Source organism: Pseudomonas sp. M5, from assembly GCF_016907075.1.
Classification (GTDB): domain Bacteria; phylum Pseudomonadota; class Gammaproteobacteria; order Pseudomonadales; family Pseudomonadaceae; genus Aquipseudomonas; species Aquipseudomonas putida_E.
Window position 1 is genome coordinate 3,543,807 of the sequence record NZ_JAFBBH010000001.1, and the last position, 19,001, is coordinate 3,562,807.

Below are 19,001 nucleotides of genomic sequence, written 5' to 3' on the forward strand. Positions count from 1 at the left end.
CCCACACTAAATGAAGATCTTTCCCAAAGGAGCGCTGGAAATGGAATCAGCCCAGGACAACCAAGGCCGTATTCTGCTTGTGGATGACGAGTCCGCGATCCTGCGCACCTTCCGCTACTGCCTCGAAGATGAGGGCTACAGCGTGGCCACCGCCAACAGTGCCGCGCAGGCCGAAGCCTTGCTCCAGCGCCAGGTGTTCGACCTGTGCTTCCTCGACCTGCGTCTGGGTGAAGACAACGGCCTGGATGTGCTGGCACAGATGCGCATCCAGGCACCGTGGATGCGGGTGGTGATCGTCACCGCGCATTCGGCCATCGACACTGCAGTCGATGCGATCCAGGCCGGTGCCGCCGACTACCTGGTCAAACCCTGCAGCCCCGACCAGTTGCGCCTGGCCACCGCCAAACAGCTGGAAGTCCGCCAATTGTCGGCACGCCTGGAGGCGCTCGAAGGTGAAGTGCGCAAGCCCAAAGACGGCCTGGACTCGCATAGCCCGGCAATGATGGCCGTGCTGGAAACCGCACGTCAGGTAGCCACCACCGACGCCAACATCCTCATTCTTGGCGAATCGGGGACCGGCAAGGGCGAACTGGCCCGCGCCATTCACAGCTGGAGCAAGCGTGCACGCAAGGCCTGCGTGACCATCAACTGCCCGTCGCTGAACGCCGAGCTGATGGAGAGCGAATTGTTCGGCCACACCCGCGGCGCATTCACTGGCGCCAGTGAAAGCACGCTGGGCCGCGTCAACCAGGCCGATGGCGGCACGCTGTTCCTCGACGAGATCGGCGATTTCCCCCTGACATTGCAACCCAAGTTACTGCGTTTCATCCAGGATAAAGAGTATGAGCGGGTAGGCGACCCTGTCACCCGACGCGCCGATGTGCGCATCCTCGCGGCGACCAACCTGAACCTGGAAGAAATGGTCCGCGAAAGCCGCTTCCGTGAAGACCTGCTCTACCGCCTGAACGTCATCACCCTGCACCTGCCGCCCCTGCGCGAGCGCAGTGAGGACATCCTTACCCTGGCCGATCGCTTCCTCGCCCGTTTCGTCAAGGAGTACGCGCGCCCTGCCCGCGGCTTCAGCGACGAAGCCCGCGCCGCGCTGCTCAATTACCGTTGGCCTGGCAATATCCGCGAACTGCGCAACGTGGTCGAACGCGCCAGCATCATCTGCCCACAGGACCGGGTGGAGATCATTCACTTGGGTATGGGCGAGCAACCTGCCGGCAGCGCTCCCCGGGTTGGTGCGGCGCTGAGCCTGGATGAACTGGAGCGTGCCCACATCGGCGCTGTGCTGGCAGCCAGTGACACACTGGACCAGGCCGCCAAGACCTTGGGTATCGATGCCTCGACCCTGTACCGCAAGCGTAAGCAGTACAACCTATGAAATGGCCGATGAAGCTGCGTACGCGGCTTTTCCTCAGCATTTCAGCGCTGATCACAGTCGCTCTGCTGGGCCTGATGCTAGGTTTGGTCAGCGTGTTGCAAATGACTGCCGCGCAGCAAGCTTCGGTGAGCAATACCACCCATGTCCTGGAAATAGGCTTGAAGCTTCGGCAGAACCTGGGCGAGCAACTGATGCTCATCCTCGATGCGCAAACTTCGCCTCAGAGCCTGCGAGCGCTGCAAGACAATTTCCAGGACCTGCTTGACCAAGGGCTTGCACAAGGCGGTGAACGTACCGGCTTCAACAAGGCCAGCAGCAACTATCAGGCCTTCCTGAGTGCCTATCGCCAAAGCCCTGCACCGGCAAACAGCATGGGTGCCGACCAGCCACTGGGCGCCGCGTTCAACCAAGTGCGCACCGACCTGATCGATTCGCACAAGCTTGCCATCGATTACATCACTCGCAGCGAACAACTGTCCCGCGACCGCGCTTTACTGGTCAGTGGTGTACTCGGCCTGACGGGCTTGGTGGTGCTTATGCTCGGCTTCTTTACCGCACACAACATCGCCCGCCGCTTCGGGCAACCCATCGAAGCCCTGGCCAAGGCCGCAGATCAACTCGGCCAAGGTAACTTCGATGTCACGTTGCCCGTCAGCCAAGCCATAGAAGTCAACCAGCTGACCCGCCGCTTCGGGCTGATGGCCGAGGCGCTGCGCAAGCACCAGGAGACCAACGTCGATGAACTGCTGGCCGGCCAACAACGCCTGCAGGCTGTGCTCGACAGCATCGACGATGGCCTGCTGATCATCGACCGCCAAGGCAACCTGGAGCATCTCAACCCGGTCGCCCAGCGCCAGCTCGGCTGGAGCAACAACCGCCTGGGCAGCCCCTTGGCAGAGGCACTGCAGCGCCCAGAGCTGGAGCAACAGCTGCGCCAGGTGCTGCGCGGCGGTAGCCTGGACCGCCCACCTGAGGACCTGAGTATCGAGGTTGATGAAGAGTCACGCCTGCTGTCCTACAGCCTGACCCCGGTCAGCCACCCGCAAGGACCGATTCTCGGTGCCGTGATGGTGCTGCACGATGTGACCGAGCAGCGCGCTTTCGAGCGTGTGCGTAGCGAGTTCGTACTGCGCGCCTCCCACGAACTGCGTACGCCGGTCACCGGCATGCACATGGCCTTCGGCCTGCTGCGAGAGCGCGTGAAGTTTCCACCTGAGGCGCGTGAGAATGACCTGTTGGAGACCATCGGCGAGGAAATGCAGCGCCTGACCCAACTGATCAACGACCTGTTGAATTTTTCACGCTACCAGAGCGGGCTGCAAAAACTCGAACTCGCCCCCTGTGCCATCGACGAACTGCTCGAACGTGCCCAGGTACGGTTCAGCGAGCAGGCATCAGTCAAGCAGATCGAGCTGATCAAGGCGCTGGAGCCGCCGCTGCCTCGGATCCAGGCCGACATCGCCCAACTGGATCGTGTGCTCGACAACCTGCTGCACAACGCCATTCGGCATACCGGCAGCGGGGGGCGAATCCGCCTGCATGCGCGACGCCACGCGGAGCGCGTCATCATCAGCGTCGAGGACAATGGCGAAGGCATTGCCTACGGACAGCAGGGGCGCATTTTCGAACCCTTTGTACAGGTAGGGCGCAAGAAGGGCGGGGCCGGGCTGGGGCTGGCATTGTGCAAGGAAATCGTGCAATTGCACGGCGGCCGCATGGGCGTCTTCTCCCGGCCCGGGCAGGGAACACAGTTCTACATGGCTCTTCCGGTGTGATTTCTTGACCTGCAGAGGTCGTTGAGGCAACGCCTTGCCGGCCACTGCAAGTACACTCACGGTTCATCATCTATCCGCGGCCTGCGGACTTGCCGGCCTCGCGTCACCAACTCGACGAACTGCCGGGCATTGAGCGGATGGGCGAAGAGCCAGCCTTGGCCATAATTGACACCCTCGCTGTTGAGCAGCACTGCCTGGGCCTCGCACTCTATGCCTTCGGCTATCACCCGTAGATGAAGGTCATGGGCCATGCGAATGATATGAGGCGCCACACCACTGCTGGCGGCATCGTGCCCGAGCGCGTCGATGAAGGCCTTGTCGATCTTCAGGCAGTCCACCGGCAAGGTCTGCAGATAAGCCAGGCTGCAGTAGCCAGTACCGAAGTCATCGATCAACACCTGATGCCCCACCGAACGAAGCGCCTGCAGGTTGTCACGGGCCACCACCACATCGATCAGCCCCCGCTCGGTAACCTCGAAGGCAATCTGGCTGGCAGCCACCCTGTGCAGTGCCAGCAACCGTGCAGCCACCCGGCCGATGCGCGGGACCATCACATCACAGGCCGCCAGGTTCACCGAGATGTAAAGGTTGCGGTGCGAACGCAGCAACTGGCCAAGTTGCTCAAGCACCCGTTGCAGGACGAAATCGGTGATCTGGCGAATCTGCCCGGTATTTTCAGCCAGCGGAATGAACAGGTCCGGGCTGGTCAGGGTCCCGTCAGGGCGCCGCCAGCGTACCAGCGCCTCAGCGCCCACACAGCGGCGGCTGTCGAGTTCGATGATCGGCTGATAGAGCACCTGCAGTTCACCGCGGCGCAAAGCGTTCTGCAATTCTGAACTCATGGAACGCCGCTGCAGGATCAGCTGCAGTACCAGCCAACCGATACAACAGGCCGCCAGAACGCTGCCTGGGAACAATAGCCAGAGCATGCCGTTCATCCGCAGTGGCAGGCTGGCTCGTGGGGCGATCAGCACGAGCTGGTAATCGGGCGATTTGGTCAGCATGCGATAGACAAGGCGGTCATGCAGTTCGAACAACGAATTGCCGCTGGGTGGCGGCCAATTGTCAGCTGGCGGCCAGACTTGTGGCGGGCCCAGTACCGGTATCGCTCTGGTGCCATTGTCCAGCACCACCAACAGGCTACCTCCGGGCGGCAGGTCAACCACGTCGGTCAAGTGCCCACGCGACGTAGAAACCAGGAAGTTGCCACGTGCAAGCATCAACGCGGCAAGGTTCTCGTTGGGTTCGGTGGTGGTATTGAGCCAATAGCTGTAAGTCGGGCCCTGGATGTCCGGAGCCCGCGTGGGCACGAAAGCCCGTGCCCCCCCGCGGTTGGAGCAGGCGACATTGACGTCTACGTATGCCGCCTCATAAATGAAACGCGAGCCCAGCCCAACTTGCTGCAACAACGCCAGCATCGCCGGGTTGCAGCCGCGCAAAGGCTGCGCCTGCAGGTCGTCGACACCCTCGCGCAACTGGCCGAAAACCTGCTCGAGGCGGTCGAGAAAACGCTCGCCCTGCGCATTCATCTGCGCACTCTCGCTCTGCTTCATCTGCTGCAGCGCAATACCGATACTGGCAGTCAGCAACACCGCAGCGCTGGCCAACGCTGCCAGAGAGGCCAGCATCCAGGGGCGGTAAAAAAATTGGCGCAACGCGGTAATCAGAGCCGACATGGGCAGCATCCAGTTGATATACAGGGTATAGCAACTGAATGGCGTATTGGCTTGGCCGTTTGGCGGAGCCCAAGGGCGCGCGGAGGATCAGCGCATCCGGTTGAGCACTTGAAGCATGGCAGCCGTCTGCGCATCGGGCATGCCGTCGAAGCGCTGTGGCCGGAAACGCATCTGGAACGCCGCAATGACATGGCGGGTAGCGACATCGAGCTGCCCGGTCTGTTCGATGGCGTAGCCGAAGCGTGCCAGCTCTTGCTGGTACCAACCCATGCTCGGTGGATTGGCGTTGAAATACGCCTGCTGGCGCGCCACGGCATTGGGCTCTGGCCATACCCCAAGCCCCGCATCGGCAAGACGCTTCCATGGGAACAACGGCCCCGGATCCAGTTTGCGCAAGGGTGCGATATCACTGTGGCCAATGATATGGCGAGGGTCGATGTTGTTACGTTTGACGATATCCTTTAGCAGCGCGATCAAAGACTGAATCTGCGCTTCGCTGTACGGATACCAGACTCGCCCATTGGGCGTGGTGTCAAAGCCTGGGTTGACGATCTCGATACCGATTGAGCTCGAGTTCAACCAGGTTCGCCCCTGCCATTGGCTGTCCCCGGCATGCCAGGCACGACGGCTTTCATCGACCAGTTGATAAACCTTGGCTGGGCCATCGCCGATCAGATAGTGGCTGCTGACCTCGCCATGAGTTAGCAGCGCCAGCGAGCGCTCCAGCGAAGCATTGGTGTAATGCAGCACGACGAACTGGATGCGGTTGTCCTGGTTGGCCGAGGGATGGCTGCGGTCGATACGCAGGCCGGTCGAACAACCGGCCAGTACGATCAGCAAAAATGCAGTGAACAACGCTTTCATGGAAGAAGCCAGGGTAATTAGCAGTGACGCATTAGCATAACGTATGCGCACCCGGCTCACCCGCTCAGCTTTGTTCCACCCGATTACGGCCCAAGTCCTTGGCCCGGTACAGCGCTGCATCAGCACGCTTGAGCACCTGATCACCGCGCTCACCCGAGCGGAATGCGCTCAAACCGATGGAGGCGGTGATAACCACCCGTTCGCCCTTGAAATGGAACGGACACGCTTCAATAGCGGCACGCAGCACCTCGGCCACTTGCGCAGCTACGGTGGGTGACGTCTGCGCCAGCAACAGTACGAACTCCTCGCCACCGAAACGGGCGATGAAATCGCGCGGCCGCAAGCGCTTGCGCAACTGGTCAGCGACAATCTTCAGTACCTTGTCACCCGCCAGATGGCCATAGCTGTCATTGATGCGCTTGAAGTGGTCCAGGTCGAGAATCGCCATCGCCAAGTGGCCGCCGTTCTCCTGCCAGGCCTGCATTTCGCGCTCTACCTGCTCGCTCCAGGCCGCGCGATTGGGCAGCCCGGTCAGCGGGTCGATCAATGCCTTCTGCCGCTGTTCCTCCAGGTGTTCGCGGTAGCCGAGGGCCTCCTGCTCCATGTTAGCGACGCGCTCGGCCAAGCCCTGAAGGCGCCCGGCGAGTTCCTGTTCGCGGCGGTCACGCTCATGCTGATGCTCATCCATGGTGCCCAGCAGCCCTTCCAGGCGGTTCTCGAGAATGTGCTTGAGGCTGTCCACATCGGCCGCCCCCTGCACGCTGCTTTGCAGGCCATCGACCTGCTCACGCAGCTGGCTGTCCAGCTCGCGCGCAGCAGAACTGTTGTCGGCATGACCGGCACTGGCTTCATGAAGGTGGCTCTGGAAGCTTTCCAGACGCTCATTGAGCTGCTGCAGGTAAGTCTCGAATTCGTGCTGCCCGCTGTCAGTGATGGCCAGCATGAGCACGGCCAGGTCATCGAGCACCGGGATCAGCTCGTACCAGTTCAGCCCCCGCGCCACGCGCTCGCGCATTTCCAGGGCTTGGGCCTTGTGGCGTTCCGGCAGGCTGAGGTCATCGAGCAGGCCGATCAGGGTTTGCTCGATATGCGCGGCAACCTGACTGTAGGGCGGCTCGACTGCGTCAGGGAGTGAATAGGGTCCGTCTTCGCCGAAGGTTTCTTCCAGGGGCTTGAGCGCTTGTGGCTCATCGACCTGTATTGGCAGCTCGGTTCGAGCGCCCTCAAGGCGCTGCGGTTGCTCAGCGCAGACGGCTGCAACCTCGACCGGCTCCTGTGCGTGCGGCTCAGGCTCGCCTGGAGCGGGCGGTGCGGCAACAGGCGTTTCAGGCACCACAGGCACAGGGTCATGAACCTCAGGTGCTACCAACGGCTGCAGCTCGTCGATATCCGGGGGTGGTAGATCCACCAGCACCGGCCCGTCCGGCAATGGCTGCAGTTCAGGCGCAGCGATTACAGAAGGGGCCGCCGGTTCTACAGCGTTTACACCCTGTGGTTCGCTCTCACGGTTGCCGAACAAGCGCTGCAAAAAGCCCGGCCTGGCATCCTCATCCGGCCTGTTCAACGATGACAGCGCCCGCCCCTGCAACCCGCTCAGCTCTCCGAGCAGCGGCGGCAACTCGCGCGACTGGCTGACGCCGCCGTCGAGTTTCTTCGCCAGTTTCTTGAGCGACCGCGATACGTCACCGGACAACGGCAGGCCTTGCAGTTGCGTCACGAGCGCGGTCAGCGCATCGCTGACCTGGTTCATGCGGGTTTCGCGGCGCTGCTCGGAGTCGAGCACGGCCTTTTCAAGACGCGGGATCAACCCGGCAAGGCCGGCATCCATGTTGTCGCTGCGAATGACCTCACGCATTTCCTTCATGCATTGGTCCACCGCCTTGTCGCTGCCTTCTGCGGCCAAGGTACTGCGCACCAGGCCTCGACGCAGCAGGTCAAGCCGCGCTGCCCATCGGCGCTCCAGCTTTTCCTGCTGTTCGATGCTTTTAAGGTATTTTTCTTTCCAGCGCTCGGCTTCTTCGGTCATGCCTGGATCCGCAACGGGTGATGCATCGGTGGGCTATGGTTACACGCTGTCGGCGCACGGCTGGAACTCTTGAGTGCTCCAATGGCCTTTTGCTGATCTAGCTCAGGGCCGGAAGCGTATCCACAGTCAATGCATCAGGCAATCGGATCTCTACGGCGACCGGGAGATGGTCGGAAATAGGCTGGGCCAGCACCTCGACCCGCTCCAAGGTCAGGCTCGGGCTGAGCAGGATGTGGTCCAGGCAACGCTGCGGGCGCCAGCTGGGGAAGGTGGCTTCGACCTGAGGTGCAATCAGGCCCAGATCACGCAATGGAGAATGGTCGAGCAGGTCGTTGGCATGGGTGTTCATGTCGCCCATCAGGACCTGATGGCGGTATCCACCGATCAGTTCTCGGATGTAGGCGAGCTGGCGAGCGCGGGTCCTTGCACCAAGCGCAAGATGCATCATGACCACGATCAGCGCGTCCTCGCCTTCGCCGAAGCGCACCAGGATCGCACCGCGGCCGGAGGGACCGGGCAGGGGGTGATCTTCCAGCAGATGCGGCTTGAGGCGGCTGAGCACCCCATTGCTGTGCTGGGCGAAATGCCCAAGGTTGCGGTTGAGCTGTTGGTACCAGTAAGGGAAGCCCCCCAACTGGGCCAGGTGCTCCACCTGATTGACGTAACCAGAACGAAGGCTGCCGCCATCTACTTCCTGCAAGGCCACCAGGTCGAAATCATTGAGCAGGTCGCCGATTTTCTGCAGATTGCCGGCGCGCCCGGTGTGCGGCAGCAGATGCTGCCAGCTGCGGGTCAGGTAATGCCGATAGCGCTCGGTACTGATGCCGACCTGGATATTGAAGCTGAGCAGCCGCAGGCGACCATCTTCCGGCAGGCCATTGGCCTGCAGATGATGCTCGTTGACCTGCGGCTGATGCAGGCCAATACCACGCGCGGCTCTGAAGCGGGGCATGGGTTCGCCGCTTACTTAGCGGCGCGCTCCTTGTCGATCAGTTGGTCAGCGACGTTCAGCACGCCTTCCGGGCCCTGAGCGGTGCCGAGGTCAAAACGGTACTTGCCGTTGACCACCATGCTAGGTACGCCGGTGATTTCGTACTTCTTCGCCAGCTCTTTGGCCTGGTTGACCTGGCCCTTGATGGCGAACGAGTTGAAGGTGGCGAGGAACTTGTCCTTGTCGACGCCCTGGGTGGCGAGGAAGTCAGCCATGTCCTGGGGATCGGTCAGGCGCTTGCGCTGGTTCTGAATGGCATCGAACACTGCGGCGTGAACCTTGTGCTCGACGCCCATGGCTTCGAGGGTCAGGAACATTTGGCCGTGGGCGTCCCATGCACCGCCGAACATCGCCGGCACACGTTTGAAGTTGACGTCCTTCGGCAGTTTTTCAACCCAAGGGTTGATCACCGGCTCGAAGTGATAGCAATGAGGGCAGCCGTACCAGAACAGCTCGACCACTTCGATCTTGCCGGGAACGGACACCGGAACAGGGTTGCTCAGCTCGAGGTACTCCTTGCCGGCCGTGGCAGGCTCCGCAGCCTGAACGGCGGACATACCGAATACGCTGGCGGCGACCAGCGCAGCGCTGAGAATCAGTTTACGCATGCTTTACTCCTGAGCAGTCTTTGGTCGCCTCGACACGACCTGTACTGAGACAGGTCGGGAAGGGCCCGAGTTCTGTAGTGTACCGGCTGCGGACTGAAAAAAGGGCGGTCCGCGCCGCCCTTTCATCTTTAGCGTTGCAGCATTAACCGAATGTTAATGCGCAGATAGCTCAGTGAAGGCCCTGGATATAACTGGCCAACGCTTCGATATCATGGTTGCTCAGCTTGCCGGCTATGGTCCGCATGGTCATGGCATCACCATCATTGGTGCGGTTGCCTTCACGGAAGTCGGTGAGCTGCTTGGTCACGTACTGCGAATGCTGGCCACCCAGGTGTGGAAAGCCGGCCAGCGCGATGCCTGCGCCATTGGGCGAATGGCACCCGGTGCAGGCAGGCATGCCTTTTTCCAGATCGCCGCCATTGAACAGCGCCCGGCCACGCTCGACCAACTTGGGGTCGGCGGCGCCGACGCTGCCTTTCTGGCTGGCGAAGTAGGCGGCGATGTCGGCCAGGTCCTGGTCATTGAAGTTGGCCAGCATGCCGGTCATCTCCAGCACGGTACGCTTGCCGGACTTTATGTCATGCAACTGTTTTTCGAGATAGCGCTGGCCCTGGCCGGCCAGTTTCGGAAAATTGGGTGCCAGGCTATTGCCGTCGGGGTTGTGGCAGGCGCCACAGATGGCGGTCTTGGCCTGGCCGGCGGCGGCGTCGCCTTTGACAGGTTCTGCAGCATTGGCCGCACCTGCGACACCCATGGTCAACAGCAGACTCACGACTAGTTTGTTCATCAGCTAATCCAACACGGCTAAGGGTGAAATGTTATGTATCGGGACTGCCGCTCATCCAAAGGATGACCAAACGGTAGTCCTCGGCACTGCAGTCCCTGCACAATCCACGCGGCGGCATAGCCTTGAAACCCTGAGTCACATGTGCCATGAGTACCTCCATGCCTTGCGCCAGCCTTGGCTCCCAGGCTGCCCGGTCACCCTTCTTGGGCGCCTGTGGCAACTGCCCGGCGTGACAGGCCGCACACGTGCGGTTGTACAACGCCTCGGGATCCTGTGTAGCCTGTGCGCTGAAAAACGGCAGGAACATACCGACAGCTAGCAGCCATTTCGCCATGCGGAACGGCCTGACAGGGTTGGGGGACGCGCTGCGTTCTGATGCGCGAGCTATTGTTCGACACCCCATGCCCGTTCTCCTTCGCTGGGAGAATGAGCACACAAATACTGGGGCATTATATACTTCCGCCATCCAAACGGAAACGACACCGCTTGCCGGCCTAGGCTTTGGCAACACCCACATCGGATATCCCATGCAAGTCAAGAACCCCATCCTCGGCCTCTGCCAGAAAGCCACATTCGCCCTCAGCGCTGCCAAGGTCGAACAATGCCCGGACGACCAGGGTTACGAGGTGGCTTTCGCCGGCCGTTCCAACGCCGGCAAATCCAGCGCCCTCAATACCCTGACTCATGCCAGCCTGGCGCGAACCTCGAAAACTCCAGGGCGCACCCAGCTGTTGAATTTCTTCAGTCTGGACGATGAACGGCGTTTGGTCGACCTGCCAGGTTACGGATATGCAAAAGTCCCGATCCCGCTCAAGCAGCATTGGCAGCGTCACCTGGAGGCCTACCTGGGCAGCCGCGAATGCCTGCGCGGCGTCATCCTGATGATGGATGTGCGCCACCCGATGACCGACTTCGACAAGATGATGCTCGACTGGGCCAGGGCAAGTGGCATGCCTATGCACATCCTGCTGACCAAGGCAGACAAGCTGACCCACGGCGCAGGCAAGAACACCCTGCTCAAGGTGCAGTCGGAAATCCGCAAAGGTTGGGGGGATGGCGTGACCATCCAGCTGTTCTCGGCTCCCAAGCGTCTGGGGCTGGAAGAGGCCTACAAAGTGCTGGCGGGCTGGATGGTGCTGGAAGACAAGCCGGTAGCCTGAAGCGACGTCATCGCCGGCAAGTCGGCTTCCCACCCTGTGGGGGCCGGCTTTTGGCGATAGTGCCGCCATCGTCACCCCCAAATTTCGGGCAAAAAAAAACCCGGACTTCGTATGGGGAGGGGGAAGTTCGGGGTCCAAGTCCGGACCGCTAGGGCGGGGTCCAGATATCTGCCAACACTTAACACAACATAGGAGCATCGAAGGGCTTCACCAGCCATTCAGTTACTCTGAGTTCCGCTTCACCGGTTTAGTTCCAGAGCCCTCAAAACTATTTGCGATAGTTTCATGAAACCGTAGTACTAATGGCATCGAGCCATGCCAGGATCCGCGTCGCTGCAACCCGGATCCTACACAGGTTTCCCTGCTCAATCAGTGAGCTTCGTCCCAATTCGAACCAACGCCGACCTCGACCAGCAGCGGTACATCCAGCTGCGCGGCCTTGCTCATGTGCCCGCGAATTTCATCTTTCACCTGCTCGACCAGGTCTTCGCGCACTTCAAGCACCAATTCGTCGTGTACCTGCAAGATCACACGAGCATCGAGGCCGCTTTCGCTCAGCCAGTTGTCCACGTTGACCATGGCCCGTTTGATGATGTCGGCGGCGGTACCCTGCATCGGTGCGTTGATCGCCGTGCGCTCGGCGCCCTTGCGTAGGGCCGGATTCTTGGCGTTGATGTCCGGCAGGTAAAGCCTGCGGCCGAACAAGGTCTCGACGAAGCCTTGCTCGGCAGCCTGGGCGCGGGTGCGTTCCATGTAGGCCAAGACGCCTGGGTAACGGGCGAAATAGCGGTCGATGTAATCCTGCGACTGCTTGCGGTCTACGCCGATCTGCTTGGCCAGGCCGAAGGCGCTCATACCGTAGATCAGGCCAAAGTTGATGGCTTTGGCGCTACGACGCTGATCGGTGGTGACCGCTTCCAGGGCTACGCCAAAAACTTCCGCAGCCGTGGCACGGTGCACATCCAGGTCATTGCGGAAGGCGTGCAGCAGGCCTTCGTCCTTGGCCAGGTGGGCCATGATGCGCAGTTCGATCTGCGAATAGTCCGCCGCCAGCAACTTGTAGCCCGGGCTGGCGATGAACGCCTGGCGGATACGCCGGCCTTCGGCGGTACGGATAGGGATGTTCTGCAGGTTCGGGTCGCTGGACGACAGGCGCCCAGTGGCGGCCACGGCCTGCTGGTAAGACGTATGGATCCGCCCGGTTCGCGGGTTGATCTGCCCCGGCAACTTGTCGGTGTACGTGCTCTTGAGCTTGCTCAGGCTGCGGTACTGCATCAGTACCTCCGGCAACGGGTAGCCTTGCTCGGCCAACTCGTCCAGTACTGCTTCGGCCGTGGAAGGCTGGCCCTTGGCGGTCTTGCTCAGCACCGGCATGCCGAGCTTGTCGTAGAGGATCGAGCCGAGCTGCTTGGGCGAGCCGAGGTTGAATTCCTCACCCGCCAGCTCGAAGGCCCGACGCTCGAGGTCGGCCATTTTCACGCCCAGCTCACCGCTCTGTATCTGTAACAGGGCGGCATCAACCAGCGCGCCCTGGCGCTCGATCTTGGCCAGCACCGGCACCAGCGGCATCTCGATATCCATCAGCACCGGCTGCACGCTCGGTGTCTGCGCAAGGCGGGCCTGCAGCGCCTGATGCAGGCGCAGGGTAATGTCGGCATCTTCGGCGGCGTAAGGGCCGGCCTTGTCCAGGTGGATCTGGTTGAAGGTCAGCTGTTTGGCGCCTTTGCCGGCGATGTCTTCGAACGCGATGGTGGCGTGGTCGAGATACTTCTGCGCCAGGCTGTCCATATCATGACGGGTCGCAGTGGAGTTGAGCACATACGATTCAAGCATGGTGTCATAGGCAACGCCCTGCATCTGGATCGCCGGCGAGCCATTGGCAAGGATGTTGATATCGTACTTGGCGTTCTGCCCTACCTTTGCCTTGGCCGGGTCTTGCAGGAGCGGCTTCAATGCCAGCAGCACGGCTTCGCGATCCAGTTGCACCGGCGCGCCTTCATAGTCGTGTGCCAACGGTACGTAAGCCGCTTCATGGGGTTCGACAGCGAAGGACAGGCCGACCAGCTGTGCCTTTTGCGCATCGAGGCTGGTGGTCTCGGTATCGAAAGCGAACAGCGGCGCCTGACGCAGCTTTTCCAGCCAGGCATCGAAGCGAGCCTGATCGCGGATGGTTTCGTATTTCGGCTCGACCGTGGCCGCAGGCGCCTGCACAGGCGCAACTTCATCGCCGGCCCTGGCCGCGTCCCGCTGAACGTCGGCGATCCAGCTCTTGAATTCCATCTCGGTATAAAGCGCCAGCAGCGCTTCACGGTCCGGCTCGCCGCACACCAGGGCATCCACTTCGATATCCAGCGGCACGTCGACTTTGATGGTCGCCAGTTCGTAGGACAAAAACGCCGCGTCACGGTGTTCTTCGAGCTTGGCCGGCAGGGTCTTGGCGCCACGAATCGCCAGTGCCGGCACCTTGTCCAGGTTGGCGTACAGGTCGCTGAGGCCGCCGCCGATACCGGTCAGCAGCCCTACTGCGGTTTTTTCACCGACCCCAGGTACGCCTGGGATGTTGTCGACCTTGTCGCCCATCAGGGCGAGGAAGTCGATGATGTGCTCCGGGCCGACGCCGAACTTCTCATGCACGCCAGCCACATCCAGCACACTGCCCGTCATGGTGTTGACCAGGGTAACGTGGCCGTCCACCAGCTGCGCCATATCCTTGTCACCGGTCGAGATGATCACTGGCCGCCCCTTTGCCGCACTGCTGCGCGCCAGCGTGCCGATCACGTCGTCGGCCTCGACCCCCTCGACGCACAGCAGCGGGTAACCCAAAGCCTTGACGCTGGCATGCAGCGGCTCTACCTGCACCCGCAGGTCGTCCGGCATGCTGGGGCGGTTGGCCTTGTACTCGGCGAACATGGCATCGCGGAAGGTACCGCCCTTGGCATCGAACACCACGGCGAAAAGGCTGTCGGGGTATTGCTTGCGCAGGCTCTTGAGCATGTTCAACACACCCTTGACCGCGCCGGTGGGCATGCCCTTGGAAGTGGTCAGCGGCGGCAGCGCGTGGAAGGCGCGGTAAAGGTAGGAGGAACCGTCCACCAGGACGAGGGGCGCTTGGCTCATGAGCAGAATCAACCTTTTCGGCGGGTCCGGAGCTAGAATAGCCGGATCAATGACGACAAAGGGACAAGGTTATCATGCGTACACTCAATCGCCTGTTACTGCTCAGCCTGTTGGCAACCATGCCAGTCGTCACCCTGGCGGCGGACGACGCCCCCTCGGCAGATCCCGAGGTGACCATTCGCACGGAAGGCGATAAAACCATCCAGGAATACCGGCAGAACGGCTTCCTGTATGCGATCAAGATCACGCCGAAAAACGGCAAGCCTTATTTTCTGGTACGCGCCGATGGCTCTGATGGCAATTTCATTCGTTCCGACCAACCGGACATGCTGATACCGTCCTGGAAGATCTTCGAGTGGTAATCTGACGCGTACCGTTCACATCAACCTGGCACTTCCCGGCGGAAGTGCCCGTATGGGCATTCTTTCATCATGTCAGTCTTCACCCCCGTGACCCGGCCTGAGCTGGAAACCTTTCTGGCGCCGTATCAGCTGGGCCGTCTGCTCGATTTCCAGGGCATTGCCGCCGGCACCGAAAACAGCAACTTCTTCGTCAGCCTCGAACAGGGGGAGTTCGTCCTGACGCTGATCGAGCGCGGCCCCAGCGAGGACATGCCGTTCTTCATCGAACTGCTAGACACGCTGCACGCCGCCGATATGCCGGTGCCTTACGCCATACGTGACCGTGACGGCAATGGCCTGCGCGAGCTGTGCGGCAAGCCGGCACTGCTGCAACCAAGGCTGTCGGGCAAGCACATCAAGGCGCCGAACAACCAGCACTGCGCCCAGGTAGGTGAGCTGCTGGCGCATATCCACCTGGCCACCCGCGAGCACGTCATCGAGCGCAAGACCGATCGCGGCCTGGACTGGATGCTCGCCAGCGGTGCCGAGCTGATGCCGCGCCTCACGGCAGAACAGGTTGCCCTGTTGCAGCCGGCGCTGGACGAAATCATCGCGCACAAGGCGCAGATCCTGGCATTGCCGCGGGCCAACCTGCATGCCGACCTGTTCCGCGACAACGTGATGTTCGAAGGCACCCATCTGACCGGCGTGATCGACTTCTACAATGCCTGCTCGGGGCCGATGCTGTACGACATCGCCATCACCGTGAATGACTGGTGCCTGGATGAAACCGGCGCGATCGATATGCCTCGTGCCCAGGCCCTGCTGGCGGCCTATGCAGCGCTACGGCCGTTCACGGCAGCCGAGGCCGAGCTCTGGCCACAGATGTTGCGGGTCGGGTGCGTGCGCTTCTGGCTGTCGCGTTTGATCGCGGCCGAGTCGTTTGCCGGGATGGATGTGATGATCCATGACCCGAGCGAGTTCGAGGTGCGTCTGGCGCAGCGCCAGCAAGTGGCTTTGCACCTGCCGTTCGCGCTCTGACCGAAGCGCCACCGCTCTCGGTAGGAGCGGCCTTGTGTCGCGAAAGGGCCGCAAAGCGGCCCCGGATATCGCGCTGCCGCAGACATGTCTGGGGCTGCTGCGCAGCCCATTCGCGACACAAGGCCGCTCCTACAGCGCCTATGCAAATGGCTTAAAGCTGCTCCAGGCACCCTGCCAGCTCTGCGCCCAGCTTTTCCAGCAAACGCTCGTAGCCCTTGGCATCCACTGGGTCATTCCCGCCCAACGCATCCAGCTCAGCCAAGCGCACCGGCAGCCCGGCCGTCAGCGTCTCAGCCAAGCGCGGTCGCAGCGGCGGCTCACTGAACACACAGGTCTTGCCCACTTCCTGCAGACGCTTGCGCATGGCAGCGACATGCTGCGCCCCCGGCTGCACTTCGGCCGCCACGCTGAACACACCCGCGTGCTTGAGCCCATAAGCAGACTCGAAGTAGTCAAACGCTTCGTGGAACACGAAGTAAGGTTTGTCGGCAATACCCGCCACCCGGGCCTTGATGCGTGCATCCAGGCTATCGAGGCGTGCAGTGAAGGCCTTCAGGTTGCTCTGGTAGCGCGCGGCATTGGCAGGGTCCGCCGACGCCAGGTCCGCCGCCATCTTCGCCGCAATCACCCGGGCGTTAACTGACGACAACCATAAATGCGCGTCCAGGCTGCCCGGACGATGATCGTGGTCATGCTCATCGTGGTCTTCTTCATCGTGTGAATGGCTGTCCTCGCCAAAGTGGCGCAACTGCATGCCCGGCAGCGACTGAACAGCCACGACAGGTTTGCTGCGGCTGCCCAACACCCGCGGCAGGAAACCTTCCATGTCGGGGCCGATCCAGTACAGCAGGTCGGCATCGCCGACGCGGCGCACGTCGGATGGGCGCAGGGCATAGTGGTGCGGCGAGGCGCCAGGAGGCAGCAGCACCTCGGGGCTACCAACCCCGTCCTGCACAGCGGCGGCAATCTGCTGCAACGGTTTGATACTGGTCAGCACACGCACGTCGGCTTGCGCCGAGCAGGCGATAAAAGCGACAAAAAGCACAAGCAATCGGGACACAGTGAATACTCGACTCGTCAGAAACAGGTAACATAATAACGTCTCCATCCAGAACCGTCGCTGCTCATGTCCATCACGCCGCTGGCCCACCGTCCCCACGATCACTCTCATTGCGTGCACAGCGCCCTGACCGAGGCCGAGGTGCTGTGCACCCGCCAGGGCCTGCGCCTGACCGCACTGCGCCGGCGTGTGCTGGAGCTGGTATGGCAAAGCCACAAGCCGCTGGGCGCCTACGACATCCTCGCCGTGCTCAGCGAACAGGATGGCCGGCGTGCTGCGCCACCAACCGTTTATCGGGCGCTGGATTTCCTGCTGGAAAACGGCCTGGTACACCGCATCGCTTCACTCAACGCCTTCATCGGTTGCAGCCACCCCGAGCACGCGCACCAGGGCCAGTTCCTGATCTGCCGCGAATGCCACGTCGCCATCGAACTGGAGCAGGACAGCATCAGCGATGCGATCATCGCCAGCGCCAAAGGCGTGGGTTTCAGCGTGGAAACGCAGACGGTGGAAATCGTCGGCCTGTGCGGCAATTGCCGGGGCGCCGCATGAGCGATGCACTGATCCGTCTGGAGCAAGTCGGCGTCACGTTCGGCGGCGAGGCCGTGCTCGACAGCATCGACCTGTCGGTGGCACCCGGCCAGATCGTCACCCTGATCGGGCCCAACGGCGCAGGCAAGACTACCTTGGTCCGTGCTGTGCTCGGGCTGCTCAAGCCGCACCGCGGCACAGTGTGGCGCAAGCCGAAACTGCGTATCGGCTACATGCCGCAAAAAATCCAGGTGGACGCCACGCTGCCGTTGTCGGTGCTGCGCTTTCTGCGCCTGGTACCCGGTGTAGACCGGCAGGCAGCGTTGTCGGCACTGCAGGAAGTGGGCGCCGAACAGGTCATCGACAGCCCGATCCAGACCATTTCCGGCGGCGAGATGCAGCGCGTGCTGCTGGCCAGGGCGCTGCTGCGCGAGCCCCAGCTGCTGGTACTGGATGAGCCGGTACAAGGCGTCGACGTGGTCGGCCAGACCGAGCTGTACAACCTCATCACTCGCCTGCGCGACCGCCATGGTTGCGGGGTATTGATGGTCTCGCACGATCTGCACCTGGTGATGAGCGCCACCGACCAGGTGGTCTGCCTCAACCGGCATGTGTGCTGCTCCGGCCACCCCGAGCAGGTCAGCAACGACCCCGCCTTCGTCGAACTGTTCGGCCAGAACGCACCGAGCCTGGCCGTCTACCACCACCACCACGATCACAGCCACGACCTGCATGGCTCGGTGGTCGCCCCTGGCACCCATGTTCACGGAGACCACTGCAAGCATGGCTGATTTTCTTCTTTACGCCCTGCTCGCGGGTCTTTCCCTGGCGCTGGTGGCTGGCCCGCTGGGCTCCTTCGTGGTGTGGCGGCGCATGGCCTATTTCGGCGATACCTTGTCCCACGCAGCGCTGCTGGGCGTGGCCATGGGCTTCGTGCTGGACGTCAGCCCGGCGCTGGCGGTAACCGTGGGGTGCCTGTTGCTGGCGTTGCTGCTGGTAACCCTGCAGCAACGCCAGCCATTGGCGTCCGACACCCTGCTCGGCATCCTCGCGCCCAGCACCTTGTCGCTGGGCCTGGTGGTGCTGAGCTTCATGCACGACGTACGCATCGACCTGATGGCCTACCTGTTCGGCGACTTGCTGGCCATCAGTACCACTGACCTGGCCTGGATCCTGGGCGGCAGTGCGCTGGTACTGCTGCTGCTTGCAGTCCTTTGGCGACCGTTGCTGGCGGTTACCGTCCACGAAGAGCTGGCCATGGTTGAAGGCCTGCCGGTCGCTGGCCTGCGCCTGGCGCTGATGCTGCTGATTGCCGTGGTCATCGCCGTCGCCATGAAGATCGTCGGCGTGCTGTTGATCACCTCCCTGCTGATCATCCCTGCCGCTGCGGCACAGCGCCACGCGCGCTCGCCGGAGCAGATGGCAGTGGGGGCCAGCCTGCTGGGCGTCACGGCCGTCTGCGGCGGCCTGGCCATGTCCTGGTTCAAGGACACCCCGGCCGGCCCATCGATCGTGGTCTGCGCGGCAGTGCTATTCTTGCTGAGCCTGGCCCTGCCCAAACGCTGAAAACCGGGGTGCGCCATGGCACACCCTGCAACCTTTTCGCGGGTAAAGGGTCTGTAAGACTTGTTTTCGAG

The 19,001-nt window shown here is 62.0% G+C and carries 17 protein-coding genes; 8 read left to right on the forward strand and 9 right to left on the reverse strand.

The features are described 5' to 3' along the window. The first annotated feature begins 40 nt into the window (after window positions 1–40). Both algB and JOE27_RS16160 read left to right on the forward strand, forming a co-directional pair. Window positions 41–1,387, forward strand: a complete 1,347-nt coding sequence (algB, locus tag JOE27_RS16155) for a sigma-54-dependent response regulator transcription factor AlgB (RefSeq protein ID WP_046786732.1) — start codon at window positions 41–43, stop codon at window positions 1,385–1,387. Then, entirely contained in the window at window positions 1,384–3,162 is a 1,779-nt protein-coding gene (locus tag JOE27_RS16160; protein WP_115273172.1) for a KinB sensor domain-containing domain, read from the forward strand. The genes algB and JOE27_RS16160 overlap by 4 nt, the downstream gene beginning before the upstream one ends. A gap of 56 nt (window positions 3,163–3,218) precedes the next feature. Here JOE27_RS16160 and JOE27_RS16165 read toward each other — a convergent pair whose 3' ends face one another. From JOE27_RS16165 to JOE27_RS16195, 7 genes are all read right to left on the reverse strand, one after another. After that, on the reverse strand, window positions 3,219–4,838 hold the full coding sequence (locus JOE27_RS16165; RefSeq protein WP_115273173.1) for an EAL domain-containing protein: 1,620 nt from the start codon (window positions 4,836–4,838) through the stop codon (window positions 3,219–3,221). A gap of 87 nt (window positions 4,839–4,925) precedes the next feature. After that, a complete protein-coding gene (locus tag JOE27_RS16170; protein ID WP_115275451.1) occupies window positions 4,926–5,714 on the reverse strand; it encodes an N-acetylmuramoyl-L-alanine amidase in 789 nt (262 codons plus the stop codon). Window positions 5,715–5,766: 52 nt separating this feature from the next. Then, a complete protein-coding gene (locus JOE27_RS16175) occupies window positions 5,767–7,728 on the reverse strand; it encodes a GGDEF domain-containing protein (protein WP_204919210.1) in 1,962 nt (653 codons plus the stop codon). 97 nt (window positions 7,729–7,825) lie between these two features. Further along, window positions 7,826–8,680, reverse strand: a complete 855-nt coding sequence (locus tag JOE27_RS16180) for an endonuclease/exonuclease/phosphatase family protein (protein WP_046786736.1) — start codon at window positions 8,678–8,680, stop codon at window positions 7,826–7,828. Between the two features lie 11 nt (window positions 8,681–8,691). After that, window positions 8,692–9,327 (reverse strand): thiol:disulfide interchange protein DsbA, encoded by a 636-nt coding sequence (dsbA, locus tag JOE27_RS16185; RefSeq protein ID WP_039602079.1) that lies wholly within the window; start codon window positions 9,325–9,327, stop codon window positions 8,692–8,694. 169 nt (window positions 9,328–9,496) lie between these two features. Beyond that, complete coding sequence (locus JOE27_RS16190; protein ID WP_115273175.1) at window positions 9,497–10,114, reverse strand: c-type cytochrome; 618 nt, start codon at window positions 10,112–10,114, stop codon at window positions 9,497–9,499. 31 nt (window positions 10,115–10,145) lie between these two features. Beyond that, the gene (locus JOE27_RS16195; protein ID WP_046786739.1) at window positions 10,146–10,448 is read right to left on the reverse strand and encodes a c-type cytochrome; all 303 of its coding nucleotides are present in this window, start codon (window positions 10,446–10,448) and stop codon (window positions 10,146–10,148) included. A gap of 193 nt (window positions 10,449–10,641) precedes the next feature. Here JOE27_RS16195 and yihA point away from each other — a divergent pair, with 193 nt between their 5' ends. Further along, window positions 10,642–11,274, forward strand: coding sequence for a ribosome biogenesis GTP-binding protein YihA/YsxC (gene yihA, locus JOE27_RS16200; protein WP_119687974.1), 633 nt, complete (start codon window positions 10,642–10,644; stop codon window positions 11,272–11,274). Window positions 11,275–11,643: 369 nt separating this feature from the next. On the opposite strand, the gene polA is transcribed toward yihA, so the two are convergent. Next, on the reverse strand, window positions 11,644–14,391 hold the full coding sequence (gene polA, locus JOE27_RS16205; RefSeq protein ID WP_204919211.1) for a DNA polymerase I: 2,748 nt from the start codon (window positions 14,389–14,391) through the stop codon (window positions 11,644–11,646). A 74-nt stretch (window positions 14,392–14,465) separates the two neighbouring features. Here polA and JOE27_RS16210 point away from each other — a divergent pair, with 74 nt between their 5' ends. Both JOE27_RS16210 and JOE27_RS16215 read left to right on the forward strand, forming a co-directional pair. Further along, window positions 14,466–14,753, forward strand: a complete 288-nt coding sequence (locus JOE27_RS16210) for a DUF2782 domain-containing protein (protein ID WP_012316858.1) — start codon at window positions 14,466–14,468, stop codon at window positions 14,751–14,753. Window positions 14,754–14,822: 69 nt separating this feature from the next. After that, window positions 14,823–15,773: a homoserine kinase gene (locus JOE27_RS16215; protein ID WP_012316859.1), complete on the forward strand. Its 951-nt coding sequence runs from the start codon at window positions 14,823–14,825 to the stop codon at window positions 15,771–15,773. Window positions 15,774–15,924: 151 nt separating this feature from the next. Here JOE27_RS16215 and JOE27_RS16220 read toward each other — a convergent pair whose 3' ends face one another. After that, window positions 15,925–16,881: a zinc ABC transporter substrate-binding protein ZnuA gene (locus JOE27_RS16220; protein ID WP_046786741.1), complete on the reverse strand. Its 957-nt coding sequence runs from the start codon at window positions 16,879–16,881 to the stop codon at window positions 15,925–15,927. Between the two features lie 18 nt (window positions 16,882–16,899). On the opposite strand from JOE27_RS16220, the gene zur reads away from it, so the two are divergent. The 3 genes from zur to znuB are packed head-to-tail and all read left to right on the forward strand — an operon-like array spanning window position 16,900 to window position 18,930. Beyond that, window positions 16,900–17,385 (forward strand): zinc uptake transcriptional repressor Zur, encoded by a 486-nt coding sequence (gene zur, locus JOE27_RS16225; RefSeq protein ID WP_046786742.1) that lies wholly within the window; start codon window positions 16,900–16,902, stop codon window positions 17,383–17,385. Continuing rightward, entirely contained in the window at window positions 17,382–18,155 is a 774-nt protein-coding gene (gene znuC / locus JOE27_RS16230) for a zinc ABC transporter ATP-binding protein ZnuC (protein WP_046786743.1), read from the forward strand. The genes zur and znuC overlap by 4 nt, the downstream gene beginning before the upstream one ends. Next, window positions 18,148–18,930, forward strand: coding sequence for a zinc ABC transporter permease subunit ZnuB (gene znuB, locus JOE27_RS16235; protein WP_046786744.1), 783 nt, complete (start codon window positions 18,148–18,150; stop codon window positions 18,928–18,930). The genes znuC and znuB overlap by 8 nt, the downstream gene beginning before the upstream one ends. Window positions 18,931–19,001: the final 71 nt, after the last annotated feature.

Coding starts and splice junctions, on each gene's coding strand:
- algB (WP_046786732.1), top strand. CDS start 41: ATGGAATCAGCCCAGGACAACCAAGGCCGTATTCTGCTTGTGGATGAC.
- JOE27_RS16160 (WP_115273172.1), top strand. CDS start 1,384: ATGAAATGGCCGATGAAGCTGCGTACGCGGCTTTTCCTCAGCATTTCA.
- JOE27_RS16165 (WP_115273173.1), bottom strand. CDS start 4,838: ATGTCGGCTCTGATTACCGCGTTGCGCCAATTTTTTTACCGCCCCTGG.
- JOE27_RS16175 (WP_204919210.1), bottom strand. CDS start 7,728: ATGACCGAAGAAGCCGAGCGCTGGAAAGAAAAATACCTTAAAAGCATC.
- JOE27_RS16180 (WP_046786736.1), bottom strand. CDS start 8,680: ATGCCCCGCTTCAGAGCCGCGCGTGGTATTGGCCTGCATCAGCCGCAG.
- dsbA (WP_039602079.1), bottom strand. CDS start 9,327: ATGCGTAAACTGATTCTCAGCGCTGCGCTGGTCGCCGCCAGCGTATTC.
- JOE27_RS16190 (WP_115273175.1), bottom strand. CDS start 10,114: ATGAACAAACTAGTCGTGAGTCTGCTGTTGACCATGGGTGTCGCAGGT.
- JOE27_RS16195 (WP_046786739.1), bottom strand. CDS start 10,448: ATGGCGAAATGGCTGCTAGCTGTCGGTATGTTCCTGCCGTTTTTCAGC.
- yihA (WP_119687974.1), top strand. CDS start 10,642: ATGCAAGTCAAGAACCCCATCCTCGGCCTCTGCCAGAAAGCCACATTC.
- polA (WP_204919211.1), bottom strand. CDS start 14,391: ATGAGCCAAGCGCCCCTCGTCCTGGTGGACGGTTCCTCCTACCTTTAC.
- JOE27_RS16210 (WP_012316858.1), top strand. CDS start 14,466: ATGCGTACACTCAATCGCCTGTTACTGCTCAGCCTGTTGGCAACCATG.
- JOE27_RS16215 (WP_012316859.1), top strand. CDS start 14,823: ATGTCAGTCTTCACCCCCGTGACCCGGCCTGAGCTGGAAACCTTTCTG.
- JOE27_RS16220 (WP_046786741.1), bottom strand. CDS start 16,881: ATGGAGACGTTATTATGTTACCTGTTTCTGACGAGTCGAGTATTCACT.
- zur (WP_046786742.1), top strand. CDS start 16,900: ATGTCCATCACGCCGCTGGCCCACCGTCCCCACGATCACTCTCATTGC.
- znuC (WP_046786743.1), top strand. CDS start 17,382: ATGAGCGATGCACTGATCCGTCTGGAGCAAGTCGGCGTCACGTTCGGC.
- znuB (WP_046786744.1), top strand. CDS start 18,148: ATGGCTGATTTTCTTCTTTACGCCCTGCTCGCGGGTCTTTCCCTGGCG.